26 protein-coding genes are annotated in these 25,992 nt (G+C 62.8%); 9 read left to right on the plus strand and 17 right to left on the minus strand.

The window, feature by feature from the left end; all coding sequences use genetic code 11:
* The first annotated feature begins 1 nt into the window (after nt 1).
* From BR00_RS07040 to BR00_RS07065, 6 genes are all read left to right on the plus strand, one after another.
* The gene (locus BR00_RS07040) at nt 2-1,411 is read left to right on the plus strand and encodes an ATP-binding protein (RefSeq protein WP_496476878.1); all 1,410 of its coding nucleotides are present in this window, start codon (nt 2-4) and stop codon (nt 1,409-1,411) included.
* Nucleotides 1,412-1,431: 20 nt separating this feature from the next.
* The gene (locus BR00_RS07045) at nt 1,432-3,666 is read left to right on the plus strand and encodes an acetyl-CoA carboxylase carboxyl transferase subunit alpha/beta (RefSeq protein WP_496476879.1); all 2,235 of its coding nucleotides are present in this window, start codon (nt 1,432-1,434) and stop codon (nt 3,664-3,666) included.
* A gap of 9 nt (nt 3,667-3,675) precedes the next feature.
* Entirely contained in the window at nt 3,676-4,320 is a 645-nt protein-coding gene (locus BR00_RS07050; RefSeq protein WP_496476880.1) for a biotin/lipoyl attachment domain-containing protein, read from the plus strand.
* Nucleotides 4,321-4,683: a hypothetical protein gene (locus BR00_RS07055; protein ID WP_496476881.1), complete on the plus strand. Its 363-nt coding sequence runs from the start codon at nt 4,321-4,323 to the stop codon at nt 4,681-4,683. It abuts the gene before it with no gap.
* A gap of 10 nt (nt 4,684-4,693) precedes the next feature.
* Nucleotides 4,694-5,152, plus strand: coding sequence for a single-stranded DNA-binding protein (locus BR00_RS07060; RefSeq protein ID WP_496476882.1), 459 nt, complete (start codon nt 4,694-4,696; stop codon nt 5,150-5,152).
* Nucleotides 5,153-5,213: 61 nt separating this feature from the next.
* Nucleotides 5,214-5,726, plus strand: coding sequence for an NlpC/P60 family protein (locus BR00_RS07065; RefSeq protein WP_496476938.1), 513 nt, complete (start codon nt 5,214-5,216; stop codon nt 5,724-5,726).
* Here the strand turns inward: BR00_RS07065 and BR00_RS07070 are convergent.
* From BR00_RS07070 to BR00_RS07105, 8 genes are all read right to left on the minus strand, one after another.
* Entirely contained in the window at nt 5,720-6,205 is a 486-nt protein-coding gene (locus BR00_RS07070; protein WP_496476883.1) for a hypothetical protein, read from the minus strand. The genes BR00_RS07065 and BR00_RS07070 overlap by 7 nt on opposite strands.
* 22 nt (nt 6,206-6,227) lie before the next feature.
* Nucleotides 6,228-6,809: a hypothetical protein gene (locus BR00_RS07075; protein ID WP_496476884.1), complete on the minus strand. Its 582-nt coding sequence runs from the start codon at nt 6,807-6,809 to the stop codon at nt 6,228-6,230.
* On the minus strand, nt 6,806-7,321 hold the full coding sequence (gene thrB / locus BR00_RS07080) for a homoserine kinase (RefSeq protein ID WP_496476885.1): 516 nt from the start codon (nt 7,319-7,321) through the stop codon (nt 6,806-6,808). Before thrB ends, BR00_RS07075 begins: the two co-directional genes overlap by 4 nt.
* A 2-nt stretch (nt 7,322-7,323) precedes the next feature.
* Nucleotides 7,324-8,046 carry an ABC transporter ATP-binding protein gene (locus BR00_RS07085; protein ID WP_496476886.1) on the minus strand — a complete coding sequence of 241 codons (723 nt, stop codon included), beginning with the start codon at nt 8,044-8,046 and terminating at the stop codon, nt 7,324-7,326.
* Entirely contained in the window at nt 8,046-8,813 is a 768-nt protein-coding gene (locus tag BR00_RS07090; protein WP_496476887.1) for an ABC transporter ATP-binding protein, read from the minus strand. The genes BR00_RS07085 and BR00_RS07090 overlap by 1 nt, the downstream gene beginning before the upstream one ends.
* Before the next feature lie 16 nt (nt 8,814-8,829).
* The gene (locus BR00_RS07095; RefSeq protein ID WP_496476888.1) at nt 8,830-9,906 is read right to left on the minus strand and encodes a branched-chain amino acid ABC transporter permease; all 1,077 of its coding nucleotides are present in this window, start codon (nt 9,904-9,906) and stop codon (nt 8,830-8,832) included.
* Nucleotides 9,907-9,921: 15 nt separating this feature from the next.
* Nucleotides 9,922-10,830, minus strand: coding sequence for a branched-chain amino acid ABC transporter permease (locus tag BR00_RS07100; protein ID WP_496476889.1), 909 nt, complete (start codon nt 10,828-10,830; stop codon nt 9,922-9,924).
* 104 nt (nt 10,831-10,934) lie between these two features.
* Nucleotides 10,935-12,068 carry an ABC transporter substrate-binding protein gene (locus BR00_RS07105; protein WP_496476939.1) on the minus strand — a complete coding sequence of 378 codons (1,134 nt, stop codon included), beginning with the start codon at nt 12,066-12,068 and terminating at the stop codon, nt 10,935-10,937.
* A 252-nt stretch (nt 12,069-12,320) separates the two neighbouring features.
* Here BR00_RS07105 and BR00_RS07110 point away from each other — a divergent pair, with 252 nt between their 5' ends.
* The 3 genes from BR00_RS07110 to hemC are packed head-to-tail and all read left to right on the plus strand — an operon-like array spanning nt 12,321 to nt 14,125.
* On the plus strand, nt 12,321-12,923 hold the full coding sequence (locus tag BR00_RS07110; protein ID WP_496476890.1) for an SIS domain-containing protein: 603 nt from the start codon (nt 12,321-12,323) through the stop codon (nt 12,921-12,923).
* Between the two features lie 14 nt (nt 12,924-12,937).
* The gene (locus tag BR00_RS07115) at nt 12,938-13,180 is read left to right on the plus strand and encodes an FmdB family zinc ribbon protein (protein ID WP_496476891.1); all 243 of its coding nucleotides are present in this window, start codon (nt 12,938-12,940) and stop codon (nt 13,178-13,180) included.
* Between the two features lie 9 nt (nt 13,181-13,189).
* On the plus strand, nt 13,190-14,125 hold the full coding sequence (gene hemC, locus BR00_RS07120; RefSeq protein WP_496476892.1) for a hydroxymethylbilane synthase: 936 nt from the start codon (nt 13,190-13,192) through the stop codon (nt 14,123-14,125).
* Nucleotides 14,126-14,209: 84 nt separating this feature from the next.
* Here the strand turns inward: hemC and BR00_RS07125 are convergent, their stop codons facing one another.
* The 9 genes from BR00_RS07125 to BR00_RS07165 form a co-directional block, all read right to left on the minus strand.
* A complete protein-coding gene (locus BR00_RS07125) occupies nt 14,210-15,634 on the minus strand; it encodes an efflux transporter outer membrane subunit (protein WP_496476893.1) in 1,425 nt (474 codons plus the stop codon).
* On the minus strand, nt 15,622-18,771 hold the full coding sequence (locus BR00_RS07130) for an efflux RND transporter permease subunit (RefSeq protein WP_496476894.1): 3,150 nt from the start codon (nt 18,769-18,771) through the stop codon (nt 15,622-15,624). Before BR00_RS07130 ends, BR00_RS07125 begins: the two co-directional genes overlap by 13 nt.
* 54 nt (nt 18,772-18,825) lie before the next feature.
* Nucleotides 18,826-19,995 carry an efflux RND transporter periplasmic adaptor subunit gene (locus tag BR00_RS07135; protein ID WP_496476895.1) on the minus strand — a complete coding sequence of 390 codons (1,170 nt, stop codon included), beginning with the start codon at nt 19,993-19,995 and terminating at the stop codon, nt 18,826-18,828.
* A 39-nt stretch (nt 19,996-20,034) separates the two neighbouring features.
* The gene (locus BR00_RS07140) at nt 20,035-20,628 is read right to left on the minus strand and encodes a TetR/AcrR family transcriptional regulator (protein WP_496476896.1); all 594 of its coding nucleotides are present in this window, start codon (nt 20,626-20,628) and stop codon (nt 20,035-20,037) included.
* Between the two features lie 96 nt (nt 20,629-20,724).
* Nucleotides 20,725-21,471: an N-acyl homoserine lactonase family protein gene (locus tag BR00_RS07145; RefSeq protein WP_496476897.1), complete on the minus strand. Its 747-nt coding sequence runs from the start codon at nt 21,469-21,471 to the stop codon at nt 20,725-20,727.
* A 140-nt stretch (nt 21,472-21,611) separates the two neighbouring features.
* The gene (cobT, locus tag BR00_RS07150) at nt 21,612-22,682 is read right to left on the minus strand and encodes a nicotinate-nucleotide--dimethylbenzimidazole phosphoribosyltransferase (RefSeq protein ID WP_496476898.1); all 1,071 of its coding nucleotides are present in this window, start codon (nt 22,680-22,682) and stop codon (nt 21,612-21,614) included.
* Between the two features lie 24 nt (nt 22,683-22,706).
* Nucleotides 22,707-23,732: a hypothetical protein gene (locus tag BR00_RS07155; RefSeq protein ID WP_496476899.1), complete on the minus strand. Its 1,026-nt coding sequence runs from the start codon at nt 23,730-23,732 to the stop codon at nt 22,707-22,709.
* A 9-nt stretch (nt 23,733-23,741) separates the two neighbouring features.
* A complete protein-coding gene (locus tag BR00_RS07160; RefSeq protein ID WP_496476900.1) occupies nt 23,742-25,037 on the minus strand; it encodes an ATP-dependent 6-phosphofructokinase in 1,296 nt (431 codons plus the stop codon).
* A gap of 9 nt (nt 25,038-25,046) precedes the next feature.
* A complete protein-coding gene (locus tag BR00_RS07165; protein ID WP_496476901.1) occupies nt 25,047-25,973 on the minus strand; it encodes a TIGR01777 family oxidoreductase in 927 nt (308 codons plus the stop codon).
* Nucleotides 25,974-25,992 lie beyond the last annotated feature (19 nt).

The raw sequence follows: 25,992 nt of genomic DNA on the forward strand, positions 1-25,992 counted from the left end.
TATGCAGGAACGACATACCATTCTCATTGCCAATCGCGGCGAGATCGCCATCCGCATCATGGAGGCGTGCCGCAAATTGGGCCATGCCTTTGTGGCCCTATTCACTGAGGCCGACCAGGACAGCGAGCACTGCACCTTGGCCCGCACATGGGGCGGCTCCCTGTACCGCATCAGTTCCTACCTGGATGCCAACGAAATCTTTGCCGTGGCCGATGCCAGCGGCGCCACCGCCGTGCATCCGGGCTACGGGTTCTTTGCCGAGGATTTTCGTTTTGCCCGCCGGGCGGTGCAGCGGACGCGCAAGCTCCAGTTCATCGGCCCGTCCTGGCAGGTGATCCGGGAGCTGGGAGACAAGATCAACACCAAGCGTCTGGCCCGGCGATTGGGCGTGCCCACGGTGCCCGGATCCGATCGCCCCATCACCGATGACCTCGAAGCCGAGGAGATGGCGGAGTCGCTTTTCGCCTTTCAGACGGAGATGGGGGTCAAGCAGCCGGTGGTGCTGGTGAAGGCCTCGGCCGGTGGCGGCGGCATGGGCATCGAGGAGGTGGACGACCTCGGAAAATTCCGCACCGTGCTTCGGCGCATCAAAAACTACGCCCGTCGGCAATTCCGGGACGAAGGGGTGCTCATCGAGCAGCGCATCTTTGATTTCAACCACTTGGAAGTTCAGATCCTCGCAGACCGCACGGGTAAAGACCCGGTGCATTTCGGGACCCGCAATTGCACGGTGCAGTCCACAGGGCGGCAAAAGCGCATCGAAGTGGCGCCGGGGTTTGATCCAGCCAGCTTGCGCTATGCCTTCGACGCGCAAAAAGTCCTGGATGACATCACCGAATATTCCCTGCGCATCGCCCGCGAGGTACGCTACGACAGCGTGGGCACTTGGGAGTGGATCGTGAGCCCCACCGGTCAGCCGTTTCTCATGGAGGTGAACACCCGCATCCAGGTGGAAAACGGGGTGTCGGCACGCATCGCCCGGATCCGCCACAAAGGCGGGGTGGACCTCATCGCCGAGCAGATCCGCACCGCCCTGGGCGCGCCCCTGGGCTACAAGCAAAAGGACATCTCCTTTGAGGGCGTGGCCATCGAGTACCGCATCATCGCCGAAGATCCGGACAATCGCTTCGCCCCGTGGGTGGGCCGCATCACCCGCTTCGCTTGGCAGCCGCAGCCGTGGCTTTCGGTGCATACGCAGGTGCCTCAGGACCGGCCCTACGAGATCCCCACGGATTTCGACCCCAATTTGGCCTTGGCCATTGTCTGGGGCAAGGATTTGGCCGAGGCCAAGGCACGCGGATTGGAGTTTTTGGAGCACTTGGAGCTTTTGGGCGAAAACGCCGCCGGTGAGCCCCTGCGTTCCAATATCGCCTTTTTGAAGCGCCATACACCTGATTTACTTGCTTTTTAGCCCCGATTGAGGAGCTTTGCATGGACCGTGACAAACGTATCCAGGAGCTGGGTACCCGGCTCCGGTATATTCAAGATATCTTCGCTTCCGAGCAGAATCCGGACGTGGATCTGCTCACTGCCCGGTATGAGGAGTATTGCGCCCGGCATATGCACTTGTCCGCCGAGGAAGCCGCTCGGCAACTCAAGACACTGGAAGACCTCTTTGGGTTTTTGGAGCGCAAATTGGAGCGGCAGCTCACTCCGATGCACAAGGTGCGTATCGTGCGGCATCCCCAGCGCATCTGCCTCAAGGACATCTTGGAGAATGTCTACGACAACTACACGGAGATTGGCGGCCAGGATGAATACAGCATCGACCCCAGTATGCTCATCGCCCGGGCGTACATCACCCGCAAACGGGGAAAAAAGACCTACAATCAGGCGGTGATGGTCATCGGCCAGGAAAAAGGCCATGGTCAGGAGTTCCGCAACGGCGGCTCCGTGAAACCGTGGGGCAACGCCAAGGCCCTGCATTACATGAAGGTGGCCGAGACCGAGAACATCCCCATCCACACCTACATCTTCACCCCCGGCTCATATCCCATCGAGGACTACCCCGGGGCAGCGCAGCAGATCGCCCGTAACCTCTACGAGATGGCGGGGCTCAAGGTCCCCATCGTGGCGGTTATTTCCGAGGGCGGCTCCGGTGGGGCCGAGGCCATTGGGCTGGCGGATACCCGCATCATGATGTCCCATGGCTACTATTCGGTCATCTCGCCCGAAGGCGCGGCCGCCATCGAAGGCCGGCTCAAAGAAGGCCAGCGCGCCACCCCGGAGCTCATCGCCCGCTGCGCTGAGGCACTCAAGATGACGGCCGACGACAACCGCGCCATGGGCTATGTGGATTGGGTGATTCATGAGCCGGAACTGGGGGCCCGGCCCGAGCATTACGAGTTTTTCCGCAAGCTGCGCAAGGCAGTGATTGCCTCCACGGACGAAATCGTCCTCGAGGTGAGCAACCTGCGCCTCTTTCGCTCGTGGGCCCTCAAGCGGCATCAGGGCTCCGACGTGCTCGATGTGTATGTGCGGTGGAACCTGGACGCTGCGGCCAAGGAGCGGCTTTTGTGGCGCCGGTATAAGAAATTCCGGCGCATGGCGCAGCATGCCTACAAGGAAGAGCGGCATGTGTGGAAAAAGGCCGTGACCCAGACGGCCGAGGCCTTGGGGAGTATCTATGCCTATTTCCGTTATGAGCTTTTGGGCCGGCACCAGAAGAAGGTGACCGAACTGGCCGAAGACGTGCACGCGGAGATGCAGGTGGTCATGAGCCGGCCGGCGCGCTGGTGGAACCGCATCAAGGAAACCTTGGTTCCCAAGCCGGAGCCGGCGGCGGAGCTGGTGCAGCTCTCGGCCTGGGACGAGGGTCGAGGTCAGGAAGGCTGGCAGTACGTGAGCCCCCAGGCCAAACAGGACCGCGCCGTTCCGTGTCCTGGGGCGCGTAAACATGGCTGTCTGGACCAATGGGCTCCGGATCTGTTTGGCGACTTCGCCGGGGTGTGCAGTTTTTGCGGCCACCATTTTCCCATGGAATACCAATGGTATCTCCACAATGTCTTCGATCCCGGCTCCATCGACGAGTTCTTCGCCGACGTGGAATCCATCAATCCCTTGAAGTTCCCTGGCTTTGACGAGCGCCTGGCCGAGGCCAAGAAAAAGACCGGGCACAAGAGCGCGTGCATGACCTTCGAGGCGCGCATCGACGGCACTTCGGTCATGGTGGCCATGCTCATGGCGGCCTTCCGCGGCGGGTCTGTGGGGGCGGCCGAAGGCGAGAAGTTTATCCGCGCCATCGAGCGCGCCCGGCGGAAACAGCTCCCCTTTTTGGCGTATGTGCACGGCACGGCCGGTATCCGCATCCAGGAAGGGGTCAACGGCGTCATCCAGATGCCGCGCTGCACCATGGCCGTGCGCCGCTACATCGAGGCCGGCGGCCTGTATCTGGTGCTTTATGACACCAATTCCTACGCCGGGCCGGTGGCCAGCTTCCTCGGGTGCTCGCCGTACCAATTTGCCGTGCGCTCGGCCAATATCGGCTTTGCCGGCCGTGGGGTCATCCGCGAGACCACGGGAATGGATATCCCCCCGGACTACCATAATGCCTTTCAGGCCCTCTCCCGCGGACATATTCAGGGGATTTGGGATCGCCGGGAAATCCGCGCCAACCTCATCCAGTCGCTCAAGACCATGGGCGGCCGCAATCTGTACTACCGCTAGGAGCTCCCCATGGATGTCAAAGAGATGTTGCGTCGTCTCCACGAGTCTCCCTTCGAGGAGATCGTCGTGCGTGCCCCGCATTCGGGGGTAGCGCGTTTTGTTCTCACGGAACTTGGAGCGCAGGTGTCTGGGCCTTCGGGCACGTGGCGGGAAAAGCCGGGCACGGCCATCGTGCGTCTGGAGCGCGAAGGGGCGGTGCGGCCGGTGTGCGCCCCGCAGAAAGGCGAGGTGATCGCCCTGGCCACGGACAAAGACGGGGTATTTGTGCAGGCGGGTGAGGAACTGGCACGTATCCGCCACTTTCTCACCAAGGAAGAGGTGCTGGACCGCATCTTGCGTGAGGCCTTGCACCTGTTCTGTGCCCCGGAAAAGGGCAAATACTATTTCACCGCAGAAGTGGACACCAAGGTCAAGGCCAAGGGGAGCCGCAGTGTGCGTGTGGAAGAGGGGATGGAGCTCTTTATCCTCTCGCGCATGAAGCGGGAAACCACCTTGCGCTACAGCGGTCCGTCCGGCATTGTGTACGCGGTCTATTTCGAAGGCGGAGAGTCCGTGGATGCCGGGGCCCCGCTCATCGGAGTGTGTGCGGAATCCGAGCTTTCCACCATCGAAGACGTGGTGGCCCGCGTGCAGAGCGAGTGGGAGGAAGTCTAGATGGGGCGCACGCTGACCATTCGGGTGCAGGCGAGCACGTACTCGGAAGACGAGGTGCGGCGCCGCTGGCCGCGGCTGTGGAACCTCGCCTTCGAGGAGCATCAGCCTACATTTCCGTGTCCCATGCGCGGGGTCCTTGAGCTGGTCCAGGCCTTGGATGACCTGCGCCAATTTGGCCGCTGGGACGCGCGCGCAAGTGAGGTGGCGACGGCATTGCAAAAGGGAATGCCGGCGGCAGTGGCCGCCCGGCGTCAATTGGAAGACGCCTTGAGCCGGTGGGACGTGCACGCCGCTCTGGCGGCCACGGACGCGGTGGAAGACGCCCTGGACCTTGTAGAGCGGCAGATGCCGCGGACGGCATAAGGAGAATACCATGGCTGGAACATTGAACAAAGTGATCCTCATCGGCCGCCTAGGGCGGGATCCGGAACTGCGCTACACCCCCAGTGGGCAGGCGGTGGCCAATTTTTCTTTGGCCACGGATGAATCCTACACCACCAAAGACGGACAAAGGGTGGAGCGTACGGAGTGGCATCGCATCGTGGTCTGGGGCAAGCAGGCGGAGTTTTGCGGCAATTATCTGTCCAAGGGCCGCTTGGTGTATGTGGAGGGCCGCCTGGAGACCCGCAAATGGCAGGATAACCAGGGCCAAGACCGCACGACCACAGAGATTCGCGCCGACCGGGTGCTGGGCCTGGACTCCCGCCCTGCAGGGGAGGGCGGCAGCTACGCGCCGGCGCCGGACCTGGGACGGGTTCAGGGATCGGAGGAAGAAGACACCGGTCCGGTGTTTCCAGGCAAGGCCTCACAGATGGATGACGTGCCCTTCTAGGAGGCAAGCGCCCCTGGGCAGCGCGGAAACGTTGCGCCTGTGGTGCGGGGCGCTGGCAGGGATGCCGTTGGCGCGGGCATGGAGTTCGGGCCGCAGGGGCGGTGGATGGTGGCGCGGGCTCCTTCTCGCCGTGGTGGTCCTCGTTGCTGGGTGCGGGGGGCGGTATGTGCCGCCTCCGGCGCCTCCGCCCCCCCCTGCCCCGCTTCCTTCTCCCGTGGAGCGCTTGCAGGCAGTTGCCTTGGCGTGGGTGGGGGTCCCGTATCGGGTGGGAGGCATGGACCGTCGCGGGGTGGACTGCTCTGGGCTTGTGGTGCGCATCTACGAAGATGCGTGGGCTCTTGCCATGCCCCGCCGTGCGGTGGATCAGGCCGAGGTGGGCGTCGCGGTTGCCCCTGCCCGGCGTCGGGCGGGAGATTTGGTCTTTTTCTGGGATGGCGGCCCGCACAGTGGGATACTCTTGGATCCCAACCGCTTCATCCATGCGTCGTGGAGCCGGGGCGTGATGGTGTCGGAACTGGATGCCTATTGGTGGCCGCGGCTGCGGGCCGTACGCCGAGTCCTTTCAGATTACTGAAAGAGCGCCCCTTGGCTTGCAAAGAAGACTTGAGGTTTTGTCCCCTCGGGACGCGCGCCGGGGGCGGTGGTCAGCTCCATGCGGTAGCCAAAGGAGATGGATAGGGGGCCTTCGGCCCCGACGCTCTTGGGCGCGAGGTGGAATTCCAGCGGCACCCCCTTGCGGATATCCAGGGGCAGGTAGAGGCGGAGGTCACTGGCCAGCACGCGGCCGCTGGCATCGCTGAGGTAGGCCTGGATCCACAGGTCCTGTGCCCAAGTGGCCCAGGAAGGGATCTCTTCTTCCCGGGGCAGCGCCGTGCCCTGGAGCACGATGCGGCCGCCCTGGTAGTCGCCGCGGAAGACGAAGGTCCAATGCCGGGTGGAGAGGGTGGTTTCCTCTCCGGGGGCCCAGGCCGTCTTGCTGAGATGGATGACGCTGAGGTGCGCGCAGGCTGCGGCGCAAAAGACCAGGAAAAGGACGGCGATGGCGCGGGGCATGACGGACCTCAAATGTTGTGGGTTACATCTCCGGAGGTCCTTGAACCATCATCTCCGCCAGGGTCAAGTCCACCTTGGGGAGTTTCCCGAAGCGCCGTGCGCCCAGGAAGGTGCGCTCTATTTCGATGAGGCGCAGGTAGAACGGCGTGCGGTCGAGAAGCGGCACGTCGCCCTTCGCGGCGGTGCAGATCTCCTGGCTGCGCCAGCACCCGGGAAAGGAGAGCACTCGGCCGTCAGGGCGGCGCAGCATATTGGGCACGCCGTGCAAGCGACAGATCATGAGGCGGTGGGCATAGAGGCTGCAGCGGCCGCCGTCGTTCACCGGGCACATGACTTCCGGGCGTTTGCCGTGCATGCGGGCGGTCTGGGCCTCGGCCACGGCGCGGCGGGCCCGGCCCAAGTAGCGTTGACGTGCGTCTTCGGGAAGTTCCATGAGGCCCTGCCAGAAATACGCCCATTCCACGTAGGTGTGGTGCTGGAAGTAGCTGGTGCAGCAATTGTCGGTGCAGCCTTCGCAGGTGAGCCCCAAGCAGGCGGCGGCGTCGGCGTAGGCGGTTTCCATGTGCTGGTAGAGATCTGCAAGGCGGGCGAAGACGTGGGTCATGAGGCGTTCTCGGTCAGGGTGGAGAAGTGTTCCCAGATCCTGGCCGCGGCGGCCTGAGGATCGAGGGTGTCGCTGCATACGCGGAACTGGGCCCAGCGGGCGTAGAGAGGGGCGCGTTCGGCGTAGAGCTCGGCCAATGTTTGTCCTGGGCGCATGGCGAGCCCTCGGCTGGCCACATTGTGCAGGCGACCGGCGATGGCGGCGAGACTTGCGTCCACGTGGACGATCCAGCCCTGTTGGGCCAGATGCTCCATGGCGTTTCCCCGGTACACCACACTACCGCCCGTGGCGATGATGGCCCGGCGCACGGATAGACGCAAAATGCCTTCGGCCTCGGCGTCGAGAAAGCCTTCCAGGCCCAAATGGTCACGGATGGCTTGCAGCGGTACCCCCCACCAGGCTTCCAGGAGGGCGTCGGTATCCACCATGGCCCAGCCCGAAAGGGCCGCCAAGGCGCGGGCCACGGTGGTTTTGCCCGCAGCGGCCATGCCGATGAGCACGATGGAGGTCATGGTTAGCCGCCGAGATAGGCCTTCTTCACGTCCGGATTGTCCTTGAGCTCCTGGGCCGTGCCGTGGATGGTGATCTCTCCGGTGTCGAGCACGTAGCCGCGGTGGGCAAAGGAAAGGGCCACCCGGGCGTTTTGCTCGATGAGGAGGATGGTCATGCCTTGGGCGTTGAGTTCCTTGAGGGCGCGGAACATGTCGTACATGAGCAGCGGCGCAAGCCCCATACTCGGTTCGTCCAGCATGAGGAAGGTGGCCCCGGTCATGAGCGCCCGGCCCACGGCCAGCATCTGCTGTTCGCCGCCGGAAAGGGATTCGCTGCGCTGGTGGCGGCGTTCGGCGAGACGCGGAAAGAGGTGGTATACCAGCTCCAAGTCCTGGGCCATGCGGGTGGTGTCCTTGCGGGCGTAGGTGGCCAGGGCGAGATTTTCCTCCACGGTGAGATTACCAAAGATATGCCGTCCTTCTGGGGCCAGGGCGATGTGGAGGTCCCGCACTACCTGGTGCGCTTCCATGCCGAGGATGCTTTGGCCGTGGTATTGGATATCGCCGGCCGTGACTTGAGGGCCCTCGGGGGGCGCCACGCGGGCGATGGTGTGCAGGGTCGTGGTCTTGCCCGCGCCGTTGGCGCCGATCAAGGTCACGATTTCGCCTTGGTTCACCGTGAAGGAGATGCCGTGCAGGGCTTCGATATTGCCGTAGCGGACCACGAGGTTGGTGACTGTGAGCATTAGATGTTCTCGTCTCCCAAGTAGGCTTTGATGACGTCGGGGTTGGTTTGGATTTCCTGGGGCGTCCCTTCGGCGATGGTGACGCCGAAATCGATGACTTTGATCCATGAGCACAGGGTCATGACCACGTCCATCTGGTGCTCGATCATCCAGATGGCGATGGGGAACTCGCGATGGATCCAGCCAATGAGTTCGATGAGTTCCCGCACGTCGGCGGAGTTGAGGCCTGCGGCAGGCTCATCGAGGAGCAGCAGCGCCGGCCGGGTGGCAAGGGCGCGGGCGATCTCCACGCGGCGCTGGACGCCGTAGGGGAGGTTGCGCGGCCGCTCCCCGGCCAATTCACGCAGTTTGAGTGCCTCGAGGATTTCCATGGACCATGCGGCTACCGCTGCTTCTCGGCTCCGGTAGCGGCTGGTGCGGGCAAAGGCGTCCCAGAGGCCGTACTGCAGGGTGCCGTGCTGCGCCAATTGGATGTTTTCGAGCACGGTCATGTCGTGCCACAGACGGATGTTTTGGAAGGTGCGGGCAATGCCGCGCAAGGTAATGGCGTGAGGCCGCAATCCGTTGATGCGCTCGCCTTTGAAGACGATGTCTCCTGCCGATGGCGTATAGAAGCCGGAGATGAGGTTGAACACCGTGGTCTTGCCGGCGCCGTTGGGGCCGATGAGGGCGATGAGCTCGCGCCCTTCAAGGGTGATGGAGAAATCCGACAGGGCGCGCAGGCCGCCGAAGTGCTGGGTGAGTCCGGAAATCTGCAAAAGTGGCATGGCATCGCCTCAGGGTCTAGCTGAAGGAAAAGTAGCGTTTGAGCCGTGGGAAGACGTCGGAAAGCTCCCGGTCGCCCATGATGCCTTCTGGACGGAATTGCATGAGCACAATGAGGAGCATGGGGATGATGACCCACTTCCACACTTGGGAGAGTTCGTAGTCCGCGGGCAAAAGATGGGCCCAATGCAAGGCCGTGTCCACTGCGGGAATGACGAAACGCAGGGCCTCGAGGAGCATGGTGAAGATCACTGCAGAAATCACCGATCCTGACAAAGAACCCATGCCGCCGAGATAGACCATCACCAGGCATTCGGTGGATTTGAGGATGCCGAAGGAGTTGGGGTTGATGTAGCCGAGGATATGGGCAAAGAGTCCGCCGGCGATCCCCGCGAGCCCACTGGAAAACATGAACGCCACGAGTTTCATGCGGTTGGTGTCCACACTCATGATTTCGGCGGCCACTTCGTCCTGTTTGATGGCGATGATGGCCTTGCCGTAGGTGGAGGACATGAGCCTGCGGATGGCGGCGATGGAGAGCACGGTAAAAAGGCCCACCCAGAAGAGCATCCAGGGAGCGTCAAAAGTATCTTCCATGGCGAAGAGGATCTTCTTCATGCCCATGAACCCTCTTGGACCGCCGATACTCTCAATATTGATGATGGTGCTGATGATGATGTAGTTGGCCGCAATGGTGATGATGGCCAGGTAGTCATCGCGCGTCTTGAAGGACGGGACTGCGACCAAAAGGCCGGTGATGGCCGCTGCGACGCCACCGATGAGCAGCACGACGGGAAAGGCGACGATGGTCATCTGCGGCGGCAAAAGCTCCAGGCCGAAGTTTTTGGCGTCGGTGAAGAGGACGATATTGAGGATGGAGGAGACATATGCGCCGACGGCCATGAATCCTGCGTGGCCGCAGGCAAATTCTCCCATATAGCCGTTGACGATGTTGAGGCTGCTGGAAAGGATGATGTTGACCCCGATGAACATGAGGACTGTTTGGATATATCCATCGATGACGCCCAGGTGGGCGAGGCCAAGGACGACCGCAAGACCCAGGATCGTCAGGAGTGGGGCGGAAGCACGCTGCATGAAAGACTCCTGGCGTTAGATTTTGGTTGTACCGGAAACGCCGAAGATGCCGGTAGGTTTTTTGTACAAGATCACGAGGAGGATGGTGAATGCAATGAGTTCCCGGTAAGTGGACGGGAAGAATGCGACCACCAAAATTTCCACGAATCCCAAGAGGAATCCTCCAACGAAAGCGCCACGAATATCGCCAATGCCGCCGACCACTGCGGAAATGAATGCCTTCCATCCCACCATAGCGCCCATGTAGGGATCCAAAACCGGATAGGAGAGGGCGAAAAGCAGACCCGCCAATCCGGCAAAGGAAGAACCCAGGATAAAGGTAAAGACGATGATGGTATCCAGCGGGATGCCCATGAGCGGCACCGCGAATTTATCGTAGGAAATGGCGCGCATGGCCATGCCGATCTTCGTCTTGGTGACCACGAATTGGAGAAAGAGGAAGACGAGGATGGTACAGACGATGACGGCCACCTTTTGGTTCGTGAGGCTCACCGGGCCGAGGGCGTAGACCGTCTTGTCCAAGAGCTGGGGAAAGCTTTTGCGGCTGGCGCCAAGGAGCGCGAGGTTTCCATTTTCCAGAATAAGCCCGCACATGAGGGCGGTGATGACCACGTAGAGGCGGTTGGCGCCTTTGCGCCGCAAGGGGCGATACGCGATGCGTTCGATGGAAACGCCTACGGCGGCGGTGAGCAGCATGGTGAGCGGCACGGTCAGCGCAAGCGCTGTGGAGGGGGACATGGCGCTCCCCAGAAAGAACGTGGCCACGAAAAAGGCGATATACGCGCCTACCATGAAGATGTCGCCATGGGCGAAGTTGATGAGGCGCAGCACGCCGTACACCAGCGTGTAGCCCAAGGCGATGAGCGAGTAGAAACTCCCCCACTGCAATGCATTGAAGAAATTTTGCAAAATGGAATCGAACACAGGGCCTCCTTGGGGCGTGATGAGACGCGGGGGCCTTCGTTACGGGGAAGCACCGCAAAAGGCAATGTGGCCCGGAAGTGGTCTTCCGGGCCACATGAGTCGTTTTACGGGCACACGGATTCGGCAAAGGTGAACTGGCCGTCTTCGGCGATTTTCACCACCACGGCACACTTGATGGGATCGCCCTGGTCATCGAATTTCATGTTGCCGGTGACCCCTTTGAATTCCTTGATGGCGGCCATGGCGTCGCGGATGGCCTTGCGGTCCTTGCGCACATTGCCGGTGAGCTTCCCGGCGTCCTGAATGGCGGTGAGCACGATGCGGGTGGCGTCCCAGGTGAGGGCCGCCACGTCGTCCGGGGCGTAGCCGTACTTGGCGGTGTAGCGGTCGATGAAGACTTTGGTGTCTCCCTTGGCGCCTGCAGCGGCGTAGTGGGTGGAGAAATACTGACCGACACAGTCCTTGCCGCACAGGGGCATGAGCTCGGCGCTTCCCCAGGCGTCCGAACCCATGAAGGGCCCTTTCCAGCCCAGGTCGTGGGCCTGCTTCACGATGAGGGCCACTTCGTTGTAGTTGTCCGGCAGGAAGATCACGTCGGGATTGGAGGCGATGATCTTGGTGAGCTGGGAGCTGAAGTCCTGATCCTTGCTGGAGTAGGATTCAAAGGCGGTGATGCTGCCCTGACCGTTCTTCTTCTCGAACTCGGTGCGGAAGATTTCGGCCAGGCCCTTGGAGTAGTCGTTGTCCAGGGCGAAGAGCACGGCTGCGGACTTGGCGCCGAACTGCTTCTTCACGAAATCCACGGCGATGGGGCCCTGGAACGGGTCCAGGAAGGCGGCGCGGAACACCCAGGGACGGTCCTTGGTAGTGTCCGGATTGGTGGACCAGGGGGAGATCATGGGCGTTTCGTTGTCATTGGCCACCTGGCCGGCAGGGATGGCCTGCTTGCTGGAATTGGGGCCTACGATGGCGAGTACCTCGTTTTGCTCGATGAGCTTGAGGGCCGCGGCTACCGCGGATTCTGCTTTGGATTCATTGTCTTCGTAGATGAATTCCAGCTGGTACTTTTTGCCGCCCACCTCGAGGCCGCCCTTGCTGTTGATCTCCTCCTTGAGCATTTCGGCGGCGAACTTGGACGCTTCGCCCACCTTGGGGATGTCGCCGGTGAGCGGGATGTTGAAGCCGATTTTGATGGTTTCCGCCAGGGCGCTGCCAGCAAACAGCATGGCACTGAGCATGGCTCCGAGCACGAAGGATTTTTTCACAGAGACCTCCCGAGTGTTGAAAGGTTACGAGGATGTCGTGCTCGATAATCGACTCCTTGGCAAAAGAAAAGAGGGGGGATTGCAGAATCGGTCGCGGTTGGCTGACCACAAGGGGCGGCCAGAGAACTCTGGATTCCGGGCATCGGCGGGACCGGAAGTACGGCCCTCTTCCTTGCCAAAGTCCCGCCTGCGCCCTACAGGATGCAGGCCGCCAGGAGGAGGAGCATGAAATCGGATCTGCGTTGGATGCACGCTGTCATTGCCCGCCACGCCCATGAAGGGGCGGTGCTGCGGGAGCGATACTTTAGCGCGGCTGCCGGCGATGTGGCTCAAGCCGCGGCGGCGCTGGCAGCGATTCTGGCCGGCGGCGGCAAGGTGCTGGTGTGCGGCAATGGCGGCAGCGCTGCCGATGCCCAGCATTTGGCTGCAGAGCTGGTCAATCGTTTTCGCATGGATCGACCTGCCTTGCCGGCCCTTGCCCTGACGGTAGACACCTCGGTGCTCACCGCCGTGGCCAATGACGTCGCCTTCGAGGCGGTGTTTGCCCGCCAGGTGGAGGCCTTGGGCCAGCCTGGGGACATGCTGGTGGCCATCTCCACCTCAGGACGGAGCCCCAATGTCTTGGCCGCCCTGCGGGCGGCGCGCGCCCGCGGCATGAGCTGTCTGGGCCTGTGCGGGGTGGACACCCAACACATGGGGCCGCTGTGCCGGCACCTTTTGGCCGTGCCCCATGAAAGCACCCCTTTGGTGCAGGAAGTCCATATCACCCTGATCCACATGCTGTGCGAGCTGGTGGAACAGGCGCTTTTTTCGCAATCTGCTCCATAACCAAGGAGGACTGTATGCCCATCTATGAATATTGCTGCACGGATTGCGGCAAGGAATTCGAAGAAGTCGTTCTGGGCGAGGCGACGGTGGCGTGCCCGCATTGCGGGAGCACCAAGGTGAACAAGCTCCTCTCCCGCAGTCATTTTCGCACCGGAGGCCCCATCGTTACGGGAAGCCCGAGCGCCAATGCCATCACCACCCGCGGCAAGAGCGGCTGTGCGTCCTGCTCGGGCGGCAGCTGCTCCACCTGCCACTAGGATCCGCCCATGCAGACCATGCGTATTGCCACCCGCGGCAGCCAACTGGCCTTATGGCAGGCCCGGCACATCCAAGGCCGCTTGGAAGAGCGCTACCCCGGATTGCGGGTGGAGCTTGTGGTGATCAAGACCCGCGGGGACAAGATCCTGGACGTGCCGCTGGCCAAGGTCGGTGGCAAGGGGCTTTTCGTCAAAGAGATCGAAGACGCACTCCTGGCTGGCGCGGCGGACATCGCCGTGCACTCGATGAAGGACGTGCCGGCCGAGCTGCCCCAAGGCTTGAAGATCGGCGTTATCCCGGAGCGGGAGCAGCCTACGGACACCTTGCTTTCCGTGCAGTATGCCGGGCTGGAGGCCCTGCCGCCGGGGGCGCGGGTTGGCACGAGCAGCTTGCGCCGGCAGACCCAGCTTTGGGCCGTGCGCTCGGACTTGGAGGTGGTCTCTTTGCGGGGAAACCTCGATACCCGGGTGCGCAAGCTCCATGAGGGCGCCTTCGACGCCATTGTGGTGGCCACGGCAGGGCTGCGCCGCCTTGGGCTTTCTGCCCCGCATGCCGAGGAACTTGCCCCGCCGCGCTTCTATCCTGCGGTGGCCCAAGGGGCTCTCGGCATCGAGTACCGCACTGACCGCCCGGAGTTGGACGAGCTTTTGGGCTTTCTCGATCATTCCGCTTCCCGGGTGTGTGTGGAGGCGGAGCGGGCCTTTCTCTTTGCCCTCGACGGCGGCTGCCAGGTGCCCATCGCCGGCCATGCGGTGCTCGACGACGCTGGCCGTACGGTGCAACTTACAGGCCTGGTGGCGGACCTTTCCGGCAAGACGGTGATTATCCGGCGTGGTGCTGCCAAGACCAAGGACGCCGCGGCGCTGGGGAGGTCCGTGGCCGAGGAAGTGCTGGGCGCCGGTGGCCGAAGCATCCTCGAGGCGGTGTACCGTCAGGACGATTGAGACAGCGCCCCCAGACTGTCGTCGTAATGCAGATGGCCCTCGTTTCCGGGGGCCATCGATTTTTTTCACTCCACGTGGATGCGCTCAGGAGCCTGGCTGCGGCTTCTGCCCCTCAGTGCAGGGGGGAGCGGAGACCTCCTCCCAGCCTCCGCCGAGGGCAGCATAGAGGTCGATCATGGCGAGCTTATGGGCCAGTCGGACGGCCAGGAGGTCTTGGCGGGCTGCCAGAAGCGTGCGTTCGGCGTCGTGTACGGCGAAGGCGCTTTCTAGGCCTGCCTCGGCCCGAAAGCCGACAAGTTCTCGCAGCCGTGCGGTGGCGGCAACACGACGGCTTTGGGCTTGGGACTGGGCATGGGTGCTGTGCACAGTGGCCAGGGCGTCGGCCACTTCCCGAAATGCCTTTTGGATGGTTTCCTCGTACTGCGCCAGGCGCAGGCGCCGCTCTGCCTCAGCGGCGGCGACGCCTGCCGCGGTTGTGCCGGCATCGAAGATGGGGAGACTCATTTGTGGGATCACGCTCCATGTCCGCTGGGGCAGACTCCACAGCGAGGTGAGTTCGGTGCTGGCAAGTCCAAGGGTGCTGGTGAGGCTGATTTTGGGAAAGAATGCGGCGCGGGCGGCACCAATCCGTGCCCCTGAGGCCCAGAGCCGATGTTCGGCCTCAAGGATGTCGGGGCGGCGTGCGAGGAGGTTCGATGGCAGTCCTGGGGCGGGCTGTGGGGCGATGCGGACTTCCTCGATACGCTGGGCAGGGAGATGGAGTTCGCGTACCGGCACGCCAACGAGCACCGCCAAGGCGTTGTGGTCGTGTGCCACTTGAGCTTTGAGGCGTGCCACTTCTGCCTGCGCCGTGGTCACGGATTCTTCGGCGAGCAGCAGGTCCTGCTCCGTGGCGAGACCGTGCTCCACTTGGGATTGGGTGAGCTGCCATGTGGCCTCGCGGCTGGCGAGGGTATCGGTGGCAATGGCCAGTTCTTCCCGATCGCCAGCCAAGGTGAGGTAGGTGCGGGCAATGTTCGCAATGAGGGCGATGTGGGCCGCACGGTACGCCTCCTCCGTGGCCAGATATTCTTCTAAGGCTGCTTCATGAAGGCTGCGCACTCTGCCAAAGAAGTCCAGCTCGAAAGAGACGATGCCTGCGGCAATACTCCAGGCTCGGTCCACTCCGTGTGCTCCTCCGCGGATATCTGCGGGGGTGCGGGTGGTTTCGGAATCCGCGGAAAGGGAAATGTGGGGGACTCTGCTTGCCCGGGTGATCCCCCACTGGGCCTGTGCTTGTTCCATGGCGGCAACAATCTGGCGCAAGTTCCGGTTGTTGGTGCGTGCTGTCCGGATAAGCTCCTGGAGTGCTGGATCTGGAAAGAATTCGGTCCAACCTGGCAGTGGTGCAGGGGAGACGATCTGCGGCCATGCGTCCGGTCCAGGGAGTTGTGGTAGCTCCCGCTTGGGGGCCATGGAGATACAGCCAGTTAGCAGGACCAGGATGGAGGCGAGAGTTAGTGCTCGCATGGGTCACCTCCGGGGGCAGGGTGGCGTACGCACCCGTGCAGGGTGGGGGGCGTGGTAAGGCGGCGTACCAGGACAAAGAAGACAGGCACCAGGAGGGATCCCAGGACGGTGGAGGCGAGGGTGCCACCGATGACCCCGGTTCCGATGGAATTTTGGCCGCCAGACCCGGCACCGGTGTTAAGGGCAAGGGGGAGGACTCCGAGCACGAAAGCGAGCGAGGTCATCAAAATGGGGCGGAGGCGTTGCCGCGCGGCGTGGGCCACGGCTGGGATTGGATCCATGCCGGTTTCTACGAGGTTTTTGGCAAACTCCACGATCAGGATGGCATTCTTCGCGGCGAGCCCCATGGTGGTGAGCAGCCCCACTTGGAGATAGATGTCGTTGTGGAGCCCACGCATCCAGACAGCGGCCAACGCGCCGCATATGCCTACCGGGACACCGAGAATGACCGATGCCGGCAGGCTCCAGCTTTCGTATAGGGCCGCCAGACACAAGAACACCGCGATGAGAGAGAGACTATAGAGGAGGGCGGTCTGGGCGCCGGCTTGGCGCTCCTGGAATGAGATTCCGGTCCAGGAATATCCGATTCCCGCAGGCAGTTGCCGCGCCAGGGCCTCCATGGCGGCCATGGCCTCGCCAGAGCTTTTTCCAGGGGCGGGGGCACCGAGGATCTCCACCGAAGGGACGCCGTTATAGCGTTCGAGGCGCGGTGAGCCCATGGCCCACTCCCCTTGGGCGATGCTCGAGAGGGGGAGCATCTGGCCGCTTGCTCCGCGCACATGCCACCGGCGCAGGTCTTCCGGGGCCATGCGGTACGGGGCGTCGCCTTGGACGATGACCTTTTTCACACGGCCACTGTCGAGGAAGTCGTTGACGTAGGCGCTGCCCCAGGCGGTGGCGATGAGGCTGGTGACGTCAGCGATCGCCACTCCGAGGGTGGTGGCTTTTTCCCAGTCTATGCGGATGTGGTATTGCGGCGTGTCTTCGAGACCATTGGGGCGTACCATGGCCAGGTCCGGATGCTGGCGGGCCATGGCGAGGAGCTGGTTGCGGGCCTCGAGGAGCTTTGCGTGGCCGAGTCCAGCCATGTCTTGGAGCTGAAAGTCGAAACCGGCGGCGTTCCCCAGCTCCATCACTGCCGGCGGAGTAAAGGCGAAGACTTGGGCATCGCGGAAGCGGGAAAAGGCGGCCATGGCCCGTCCGGCGATAGCGGCAGCGCGCATGTCGGGGTGTTGGCGCAGTTCCCAATCTTTGAGGCGCACGAAACACATGGCCGTATTTTGGCCGCTGCCGGCAAAACTGAACCCTGCTACGCCAATGAGCGAGGCGACGGATTCTTTTTCTGTTTCGAGGAAATGCTTCTCGATGCGTTGGAGGACCTGGAGTGTCCGCTCCTGGGTGGCGCCGACGGGCAGTTGGGCCTGCACGAAGAGGAACCCTTGGTCTTCCTCAGGGAGGAATGCTGTAGGCAGGTGCCGGAAAAGGAGCAGCGCCCCTACCAGGATTGCGCCATAAACGAGGAGGGCGCGTCCCCAGCGCTGGGTCAAAGCCAGGACAGCGCTGTGGTATCTTTGGGTCATGCGCTCCAAGATACGATTGAACCATTGGAGAAGGCCGCGGCGGTGGGTATGGCCCGGGTAGGGTTTGAGCAGAGTGGCACAGAGCGCTGGGGTAAGGATCAATGCCACCAGTACCGAGAGGGCCATGGAGGAAACCAAGGCGATGGAGAATTGGCGGTAAATGACTCCGGTGGAGCCGGGGAAGAAGGCCATGGGCACGAAGACTGCCGAGAGGACCAGGGCGATGCCCACGAGGGCCCCGGAAATCTGTCCCATGGAGCGCTGGGTGGCTTCTTTGGGGGGAAGACCTTCCTCATGCATGATGCGTTCGACGTTTTCCACCACCACGATGGCGTCGTCCACAAGAAGGCCGATGGCCAGGACCAGGGCAAACATGGTGAGGGTATTGATGGAGTAGCCGCACGCGGCCAGGACGCCGAAGGTCCCCAGCAGCACCACAGGGACAGCAATGGTCGGGATGAGTGTCGCGCGGAAGTTTTGCAAAAAGAGGAACATGACCGCGAATACCAGGAGAATGGCCTCCCCAAGGGTGCGGACCACTTCCTCGATGGAGATGCGCACGAACGGCGTGGTATCAAAAGCTTCGGTGACGCGTAGCCCCGCAGGAAAAGTGGGGCGGAGGCTTTCTATATAGCGGGCCACTGCCTTCACCGTGCTGAGGGCGTTGGCGCCGGAGGCCAGTTTGATGGCTACCGCTGCGCTTGGCTGGCCGTTGAAGCGGGCAATGCTTTGGTAATCTTCAGGGCCGAGCTCCACTCGGGCAACGTCACCGAGGCGGACATTGGATCCATCTGCCTGGACTTTGAGAAGGATGGCGCGGAACTGCGCCGGGGTTTGCAGGCGCTCTTGCACGGTCACGGTGAAGTTGGTGCGCTGTCCGGGCGTTGCGGGGAGCCCCCCCAATTGTCCTGCAGAGATCTGGGCGTTTTGCGCCTTGATGGCGGCGATGACGTCCGCCGGGGTCAGACCATAGGCGTGCAGGGCATCGGGGTCGAGCCAGATACGCATGGCATGCTGGGCGCCGAACAAGGTGGCCTCGCCCACTCCGTCTACACGGCTGAGTCCGTCGAGGACGTTAGCCGCCACATAGTCCGCCAGTTGCCCTTGATTCATGGACCCGTCCTCCGAAACGAAGGCCAGCACCTGAACAAAGTTGCGTACAGATTTGGTGACCCGTACGCCCTGGGCTTGAACTTCCTGTGGCAGGAGGGCCATGGCCAATTGGAGCTTGTTTTGGACCTGTACCTGGGCGATATCGGGGTCGGTCCCTGTTTTGAAGGTGAGGGTGATGGTCGAGCGGCCGGACGCCTCGCTGGTGGAGGCCATGTAGTCAAGGTTGTCGATGCCCTGCATTTTTTGCTCAATGACTTGGGTGACGGCATCTTCGACAGTCTTGGCTGAAGCCCCGGGATACGTAGCGCTGATACTCACTGCAGGAGGAGCGATGGGTGGGTACTGCGATATCGGAAGCCCGATGATGGCGAGTACTCCTGCCATCATGGTCACGATGGCCAGAACCCATGCAAATATCGGGCGATGAATGAAAAATTGCGACATGACGACTCCAGGAATAGTATCAGTATACCATCGTTATTATTGGATGGCAGCGGATCATTGGTGTGCAGTGTGTGTGACGTTGTCTTTTGCTTCGATGACTCGGACTTCCATGCCCGGACGGACTTTTTGCAGCCCCTCCACGATCACCCGTTCTCCGGCTTCAAGACCGCTGCGCACGATCCAATGTGTGCCCACGCTGCGGTCCAGCTCTACAGGGCGTGCTGCCACCCGATCATCGGCATCCACCACCAGGACCGTTGCCGCGCCATGGGCATCGCGAAGTATTGCCTCCTGAGGAACGAGCAGCGCCTGAGGGATACCGCCTTGTTCCACGATGGCCCGTACGTACATGCCGGGCAAAAGCACGCGCTTGGGGTTCGGGAATACGGCCCGAAGCGTCACAGTTCCGGTAGAGGTATCCACCGTAGCCTCCGTGAGCTCCAAAGTGCCTGGCAGTGGGTACGGGGAGCCGTCTTCCAGAAGCAGATGGACGGTGGTGGTGCCTGCAGACTGAATGGCACCGGATTCCACGGCCTGGCGGAGGCGCAGCAGTTCCGTATTGGACTGGGTCAGATCGACATAGATGGGATCCAGCCGATGGATGACGGCCATGGCTTGTGCTTGATTGGCGGTCACGAGCCCTCCCGGAGTGGCGAGGGCGCGGCTGATGCGGCCGGAGATGGGGGCGGTCACGGTAGTCCGGGCCAGGTCGATGCGTGCGGCCTCCAAATTGGCCTCGGCCGCTGCGACCGAGGCTGTGGCCAAGGCAAAGGCGGCTTGAGCATCGTCGTTGTCCTGCTGGCTGACCGCTTTGGAGCGCACCATTTCTGCATACCGCATGGCCTTGAGCCGCACGGGTTCGAGTTCCGCTTTTGCCCTGGCCAGGGCCGCGGCAGCGCTCGCAACGGCCACACGGTAACTCGCGGGATCGATTTGGTAGAGGGGCTGGCCGGCCTTGACCTCAGACCCCTCTGAAAACAGACGCTTCTGAATGATGCCAGTGACCTGTGGGCGGATTTCCGCCACTTCGTAAGCAGTGGTGCGGCCTGGGAGTTCTGCGGTGAGCTGGACTTCCTGGGTGCGAAGGGCAACTACGGCCACCTCGGGCAAAGGGGCGGCAGCAGCATTGGCGTTGTGCGGTTGGCTTGCAGGCTTCCAGACGAGATACAGCCCGAAAGCAACACTGATGGCGATCGTCAGGATAACGGCGCGCGTGGCGTTCATAAGGTTTTCCTTTTAAGTAAACGATTGTTTATTGGGGGCTTATGGGGCTAGAGAACGGACGAAAAGACGCCAGCTGGATTCAGCCTGGATTATGGGGTCGAAGTCAGGGGCAGGCATGCGGCTGGAGAGCACGGCAATGGCGAGAATTTGGCCCAGAAACTGGATGAAGATGTGCTGGGCAGGGATGTCGTCTCGGATTTCTCCTCGCTCTTGGCCGCAGCGGATAATGGCGCAGAGAGCCTCTTCTTGCCGGGCATGACTGGCCATGAGACGCTGGCGAAAACGGGAGTTGCTGCCCCACATGGAGTCGGAGAGGATGAGGACAGGCAGTGCCCGGTAGCGTTGCACCGCGGTCAGGTGGACGTCGAAGCAGCAACGCAACCGGTGGAGGGTGGTACCGGTGGCCTCCTGGGCCCGTTGGATGCCCTCGGTCTTGATGGCGTCCAAAAGGTCGAGGATGCTCTCGAGAATGTCCGTCATGCCATTGGGGAAATGCCGGTACAGGGCTGGAGCCGTGACGCCGATGGCGCGCGCTACGTTGCGGGCGGTGAGGGCCGCGATGCCCTGCTCGACCACCAGTGTCAGGGCGGCCTCTGCGATTTGGTCTCGCCGGATGGTCGTGGGGTGTCGCATGGCCGCGGCTGTTAACGATTGTTCACTTTGGTGTCAAGGAACCAAAAAAGGCGCCCTGGAAAGGACGCCTTGGGCCTGGCCATCAGCTCGGGCAGCTTACGCCGGCACTTCTTTCATGGCCGCAAAGCGGGGCTCATGCAGCGGCAGCATGTGTTCCGCCAGGGTCTTGGCCCGCAGGAGGGTGGCATAGGCTTCTTCGACATCCACATGCGTGCCTGGGGGAATGACCTCCATCTCCATGGCGCGGATGGGTGCCGGAGGGTACAGGTTTTCGAGGATGGTGCAGAATCCGCAAATGAGGGCACTGCCTTTGGGTGTCTCCACCCGTATGGACATACCGCCTCGGGTGTGGGCCGGGGTGTGGATCATGGTGATGCCAGGAACAATTTCCGTATCCTCGGTCAGCGCAACGATTTGGTCGTTGGCTTCCACCTCTTCGATGTAGTCTTCCAGGTAGCGGAAATCCAGTGGATGTGGATTGTGGATGCGTTCCAGCTCATGGGCATGCACGTAAAACGTCGCATTGATGCATTTACTGTCATTTTCACAATGATCGTTGTGCAGATGCGTGTGTAAGACAATATCGATGTCTTCCGGTTTGAGACCGTAGAGGGCGAGTCCAGACTCGAAGGTATGAATTGGGCCTCCGATGGCCTGCATGCGATCATCGGAAATGATGGGATGCATCTCTCCGGTGTCCACGAGGATGGTGCGGTCACCTCCTTCGAGATACCAGCAGTAGATGGGGATGGTGTAGGGCGTCCCATAGTCATGTTGGTAGGTCATCATGCCTTTGTCGAAGACTTTGGTGCCCATGACAATGGGGTGGATTCGGTAGGTCATGATCGTGCTCCTTGGGGTGGATGCCGAGTGCTGCCTAGTCGGCGCGCACCGCATATCCGTCCGAGCGCTGTGCTTGTCCTGCGTAGCGCAGGGGATACCGGTCATGCGTTGGCTGCAGGCATCGCCAAGAGTGTTCGGCCTCAGCCGTCCTGGTGCTCATCCGCGGCGCGGGCAACGCCAGCGCTCGCAAAGGTCGCCATGTCCGTGAAGATGGCTGCGGCGCAGCGCAGGATAAAGACGGCCATGGCCGCGCCCGTACCTTCGCCGAGGCGCAGACCGAGATGGATGAGCCCCTGGTCTCCCACGGCTGCGAGCACGGCGCGGTGTCCCGGCTCTGCCGAGGCATGGGCGAAGAAGGCGTAGTCTTGTACCGTCGGGGCCATGGCCCGGGCCGCCACAAAGGCCGCGGTGGCGATGAATCCGTCGACGACCACGTTCATCCGTCGGCTGGCGGCGCCGAGGATGAGTCCGGTGAGGGTGGCGATTTCCAGACCGCCCAAGGCGGCGAGAATGGCCACAGGATCACCGCCGGCGACGACTTCCCGGTGGCGGGCGAGGCCTTCGGCGATCACCGCCACTTTGTGCTGCACGCGCTGGGGGGAAAGTCCGGTTCCCGGCCCGGTGATGGCTTCGGGGGCAAGACCGAGATAGGCGCAGTACAGGGCCGTGGCCGGGGTGGTGTTGCCAATGCCCATCTCGCCCGTTCCCACGGTGACAAAACCCTCGGTGTCGGCGAGGCTGGCAAGTTCCAGGCCGTTTGCCAGGGCCTCTTCGCATTGGGCCCGGGTCATGGCCGGACCTTGGGTGAAGTCTGCGGTCCCCGGCGCCACCTTGCACTGGATGAGGTGCGGATGCTCGGGAAAGGGGCCGCCGGCGCAGCCTGCGTCTACAACCCGTAAATCCACGCCCGCCTCGCGAGTGAGCACATTGATGGCCGCCCCGCCTGTAAGGAAATTGTGCACCATCTGCCGGGTCACGGCCTGGGGAAAGAGGCTTACTCCGTGGGCCGCCACGCCGTGGTCACCGGCGCAGGTATAGATGCGCGCCGGATCCACCTTGGGCCTGCCGCCGTGGATGGCCGCCAGTCGGGCGGCGAGAACCTCCAGCCGACCGAGGCTGCCTTGGGGTTTGGTGAGGTTGTCGAGGTGCTGCTGGGCGCGAGCGATCTGCTGGGGATCCACGGGATCGATGGAAGGAAGGGTCCAGGTCATGAAGTCCTCAGAAACGTTGAGAGGTTATTGGGGTTGGACCGCGCTTTCCACGGCATCTGCCGCGCGGCGTAGGGTTTCGGCCAAAGGCAGGAGGGCCGAGAGCTCCATGCCGTGCTGGGCGCGGCGGGCGCTCCAGGCGGCAAGATACAGGGCATTGTCTTCACTGAGCGGCAGACGCTTGAGGTTTTCCACCAGGCGCTGCCGAGCTTGGGCCGCCTGGCGCAGGGCGTTGTCCACGGCCTGGGTGGCGCTGGCCAGGGCCGGCATATTCCCCTGGACTTGGACGTTCCAGACCTCCATTTGCGCCGTGGTCACGGCCTGGTTTTGGGTGTGCCAGGCGGTGACCAGGGGGAGATGACTTTGGTCCTGCGCCAACGAGGCGATGGCCTGAGCGAGGTTTCTGAGCTCTTTGGCCACGAGGATCATGGCCTCGGTGCGTTGGGCCGCGGAAAGAGGGGCCACGCGTTCTGCTCCGTCCACGAGAAAAGTCCGCGTGCTGCCGGCCAACGCCTCCTTGAGGGCGTTTACGAACACAGGCAGGTAGGCTCGTTCCAGGGCACCCAGCACCTCAGGCCGCAGGGCGTAGGCGATGACCGCCTGGCGCGCTTGGAGGATGTCGCTTTTCTCCACCGCCACGTCGGGCAGGTCCGCCAGGCGTACGCCCAAGGATTGGATGCGCAGGTCCAAGCGGCCGGTCCCGGCGAGATTTTGGGTGGTGCGCCCCGGGTGGTAGCGGTCCGCTACGGCCTGCGCCAAAGTGCGCACCAGGGAGCGGGGCAGCATGGGGTCGTCCGCCACGGCCAGCGTGGTGTTGGTGGCATTGGTGGCGTTGGCGGAGGCGTTTTCCGAAGAGGTGTTGGCGGCCGTTGCATTGGAAGCGGTGGTGGCGTTGGCGGAGACCACGGCCTCGGAGGCGTTGCCCACGCGCCAGCGCTGCGGTGCCACTTCCGTGATGGGCGCTGGCGGCGGGGTTTGCGGCCGTTGGGTCCACCACCACCATGCCGCCCCAAGACCGCAGGCCACCAAGAGGAGGAAAATCAGCGTGCGCATGGGCATCCTTTAGGGGTTACAGGTAAACATGTCGAGGGGTTGTCCTGTGGTCTCCAGAACAGAGCGCCAGTAGTTGGAGGTGGTGTCTAGTTTGCGGCGTTTGGCCGTCACCAGGTGTAGGGGCAGGTAGACGTAGCGCTCCTGGAGTTTGGAGACCACCATGCCGGTCTTTCCGGCCATGGCGGCGTGGACGGCGTGCTGCCCGAGAAATCCGCAGTAGATGCGGTCGTTGGAGTTGGCTGGCACGGAGCGGATGATGTAGCTCGGGTCGATGTACTTCAGGGTGTAGGGGAAGCCCAGGGACTCGAAGTAGGTTTTGATCTCTTGGCGCAAAAGGGCACAGATGTCGCCCAGGATGGGGTTGCCCGAGGCATCCTTGCGGCCGTCGGTCTGGCAGAGATCTTGGCCGGCGCCTTCGGCCACCACGATGACGGCATGGCCGCGGCGCTGCAAACGCTCGTGGAGCAGGGGAAGCAGGCCGTTTGGGCCGTGCAGGGCGAAAGGCGCCTCCGGAACGAGCACGAAGTTGACTTCCTTGAGGGCCAGGCTGGCCTGGGCGGCGATGAAGCCGGACTCGCGGCCCATGAGTTTCACCATGCCGATGCCATTGGGCGCGCCCATGGCCTCCACGTGGGCGCAGCGAATGGCCTCGGTGGCCTTGTCCACGGCGGTGTCGAAGCCAAAGGATTTGGTGACGAAGTTGATGTCATTGTCGATGGTCTTGGGGATGCCCACCACCGCGATCTTGAGGTTGCGTCGCGCCACTTCTTCGGTGACCCCGCGGGCGGCCTTCATGGTGCCGTCACCGCCGATCATGAAGAGCACCGAGACGTTCATGCGCTCGAGGGCGTCCACGATGTCTTCGGGGGGCTGGTGCCCGCGGGAGGAGGCCAGGACGGTGCCGCCGAATTCGTGGATTTCGCTCACGCTATCTGGAGTGAGCTCCACCAGGTCGTGATGGTACTTGGGGATGAACCCCTGGAGTCCGTAGCGGATGCCGAGCACGCTGGAGACCTTGTAGTTGTGGTGGGCGCTCATGACGATGGCGCGGATGACGTCGTTGATGCCCGGGCATAGTCCGCCGCAGGTAACGATGGCGCACTTGGTCTTGGGCGGGTCGAAATAGATCTTCTGCCGCGGTCCGGCGGCCTCGAACTCGCAGAGCACCTCTTCCGTGGCCTCGTCGATGATCTCTTTGGAAAGGTGGAGGCGGATCCGGTCGCTGTCGTCCACGAAATGGCAATAGGGCAGGGGGGTGTCCACTTTGCACGGGCCAAGAGTGGGGATGGTGGTGTCGATGTGCATGGGGGCTCCTTAGGCTCGGGGTGGATGGGCGTTCTTGGACATACGGACCGCGTGGCGCAGGGCAGTGGCGATATCCGGATAGGTGAAGGAAAACCCTGCCGCCTGGAGGCGCCGGGGCTCGCAGCGTTGGCTGGTGAGGAGCATGCTTGCCGCCTCCCCCAAGACGAGGTGCAGGACCCATGGGGGAACGGCAAACACTGCGGGCCGGTGGAGGGCTGCGGCCAGGGCGCGGGTGAAGTCGGCGTTGGTGACGGTCTCGGGGGCTACGAAGTTGATGGGCCCGGAGAGAGCGTCGTGCTCCAGGACGAAACGGATGCCGTGAGCGACGTCTTCGATGTGGATCCACGGAAACCACTGCCGTCCGGAGCCGATCCGCCCTCCAAGTCCCAGGCGGAAGACCGGCAGCATGGCCCCCAGGGCCCCGCCGCCAGGGCCCAGCACCACCCCGAAGCGAGGGATGATCACCCGGTGGCCGCAGGCTTGGGCGCTCAGGGCGGCTTCCTGCCAGGCTTGGGCCACTTCGGCGAGAAACCCGGTGCCGGCCGGGGCGTCGTCTCCCAGTGGGGTGTCGCCCTGGTCGCCGAAATAGCCCACCGCGTTGGCGCAGACAAAGACCTTGGGCGGCGCAGCGCGCAGGGCCTCCACCACCATTTCCGTGGTGCGCACCCGGGAGAGGCGGATACGCTCTTTGGTGGCGCTGTCCCAGCGGGTGGCGATGGGGGCTCCGGCCAGGTTGACCACCGCATCGTGGCTTGCGGCGGCTGCTTGCCAGGGCCCTGGGACCATGGGGTCGCCAGGCATGGCCTGGATGCGCGGATGCGGGGCAAAGGGGGTGGCTTTGCGTACCAGCACCGTGACCTCATGGCCGGCCTCCGCGAGCATCGGCACCAGGGTCCGCCCCACAAATCCCGTTGCTCCTACGGCAAAGATCCGCATACGTCCCTCCCTGTTGCTG

This window comes from Thermodesulfomicrobium thermophilum DSM 16697, from assembly GCF_059568695.1.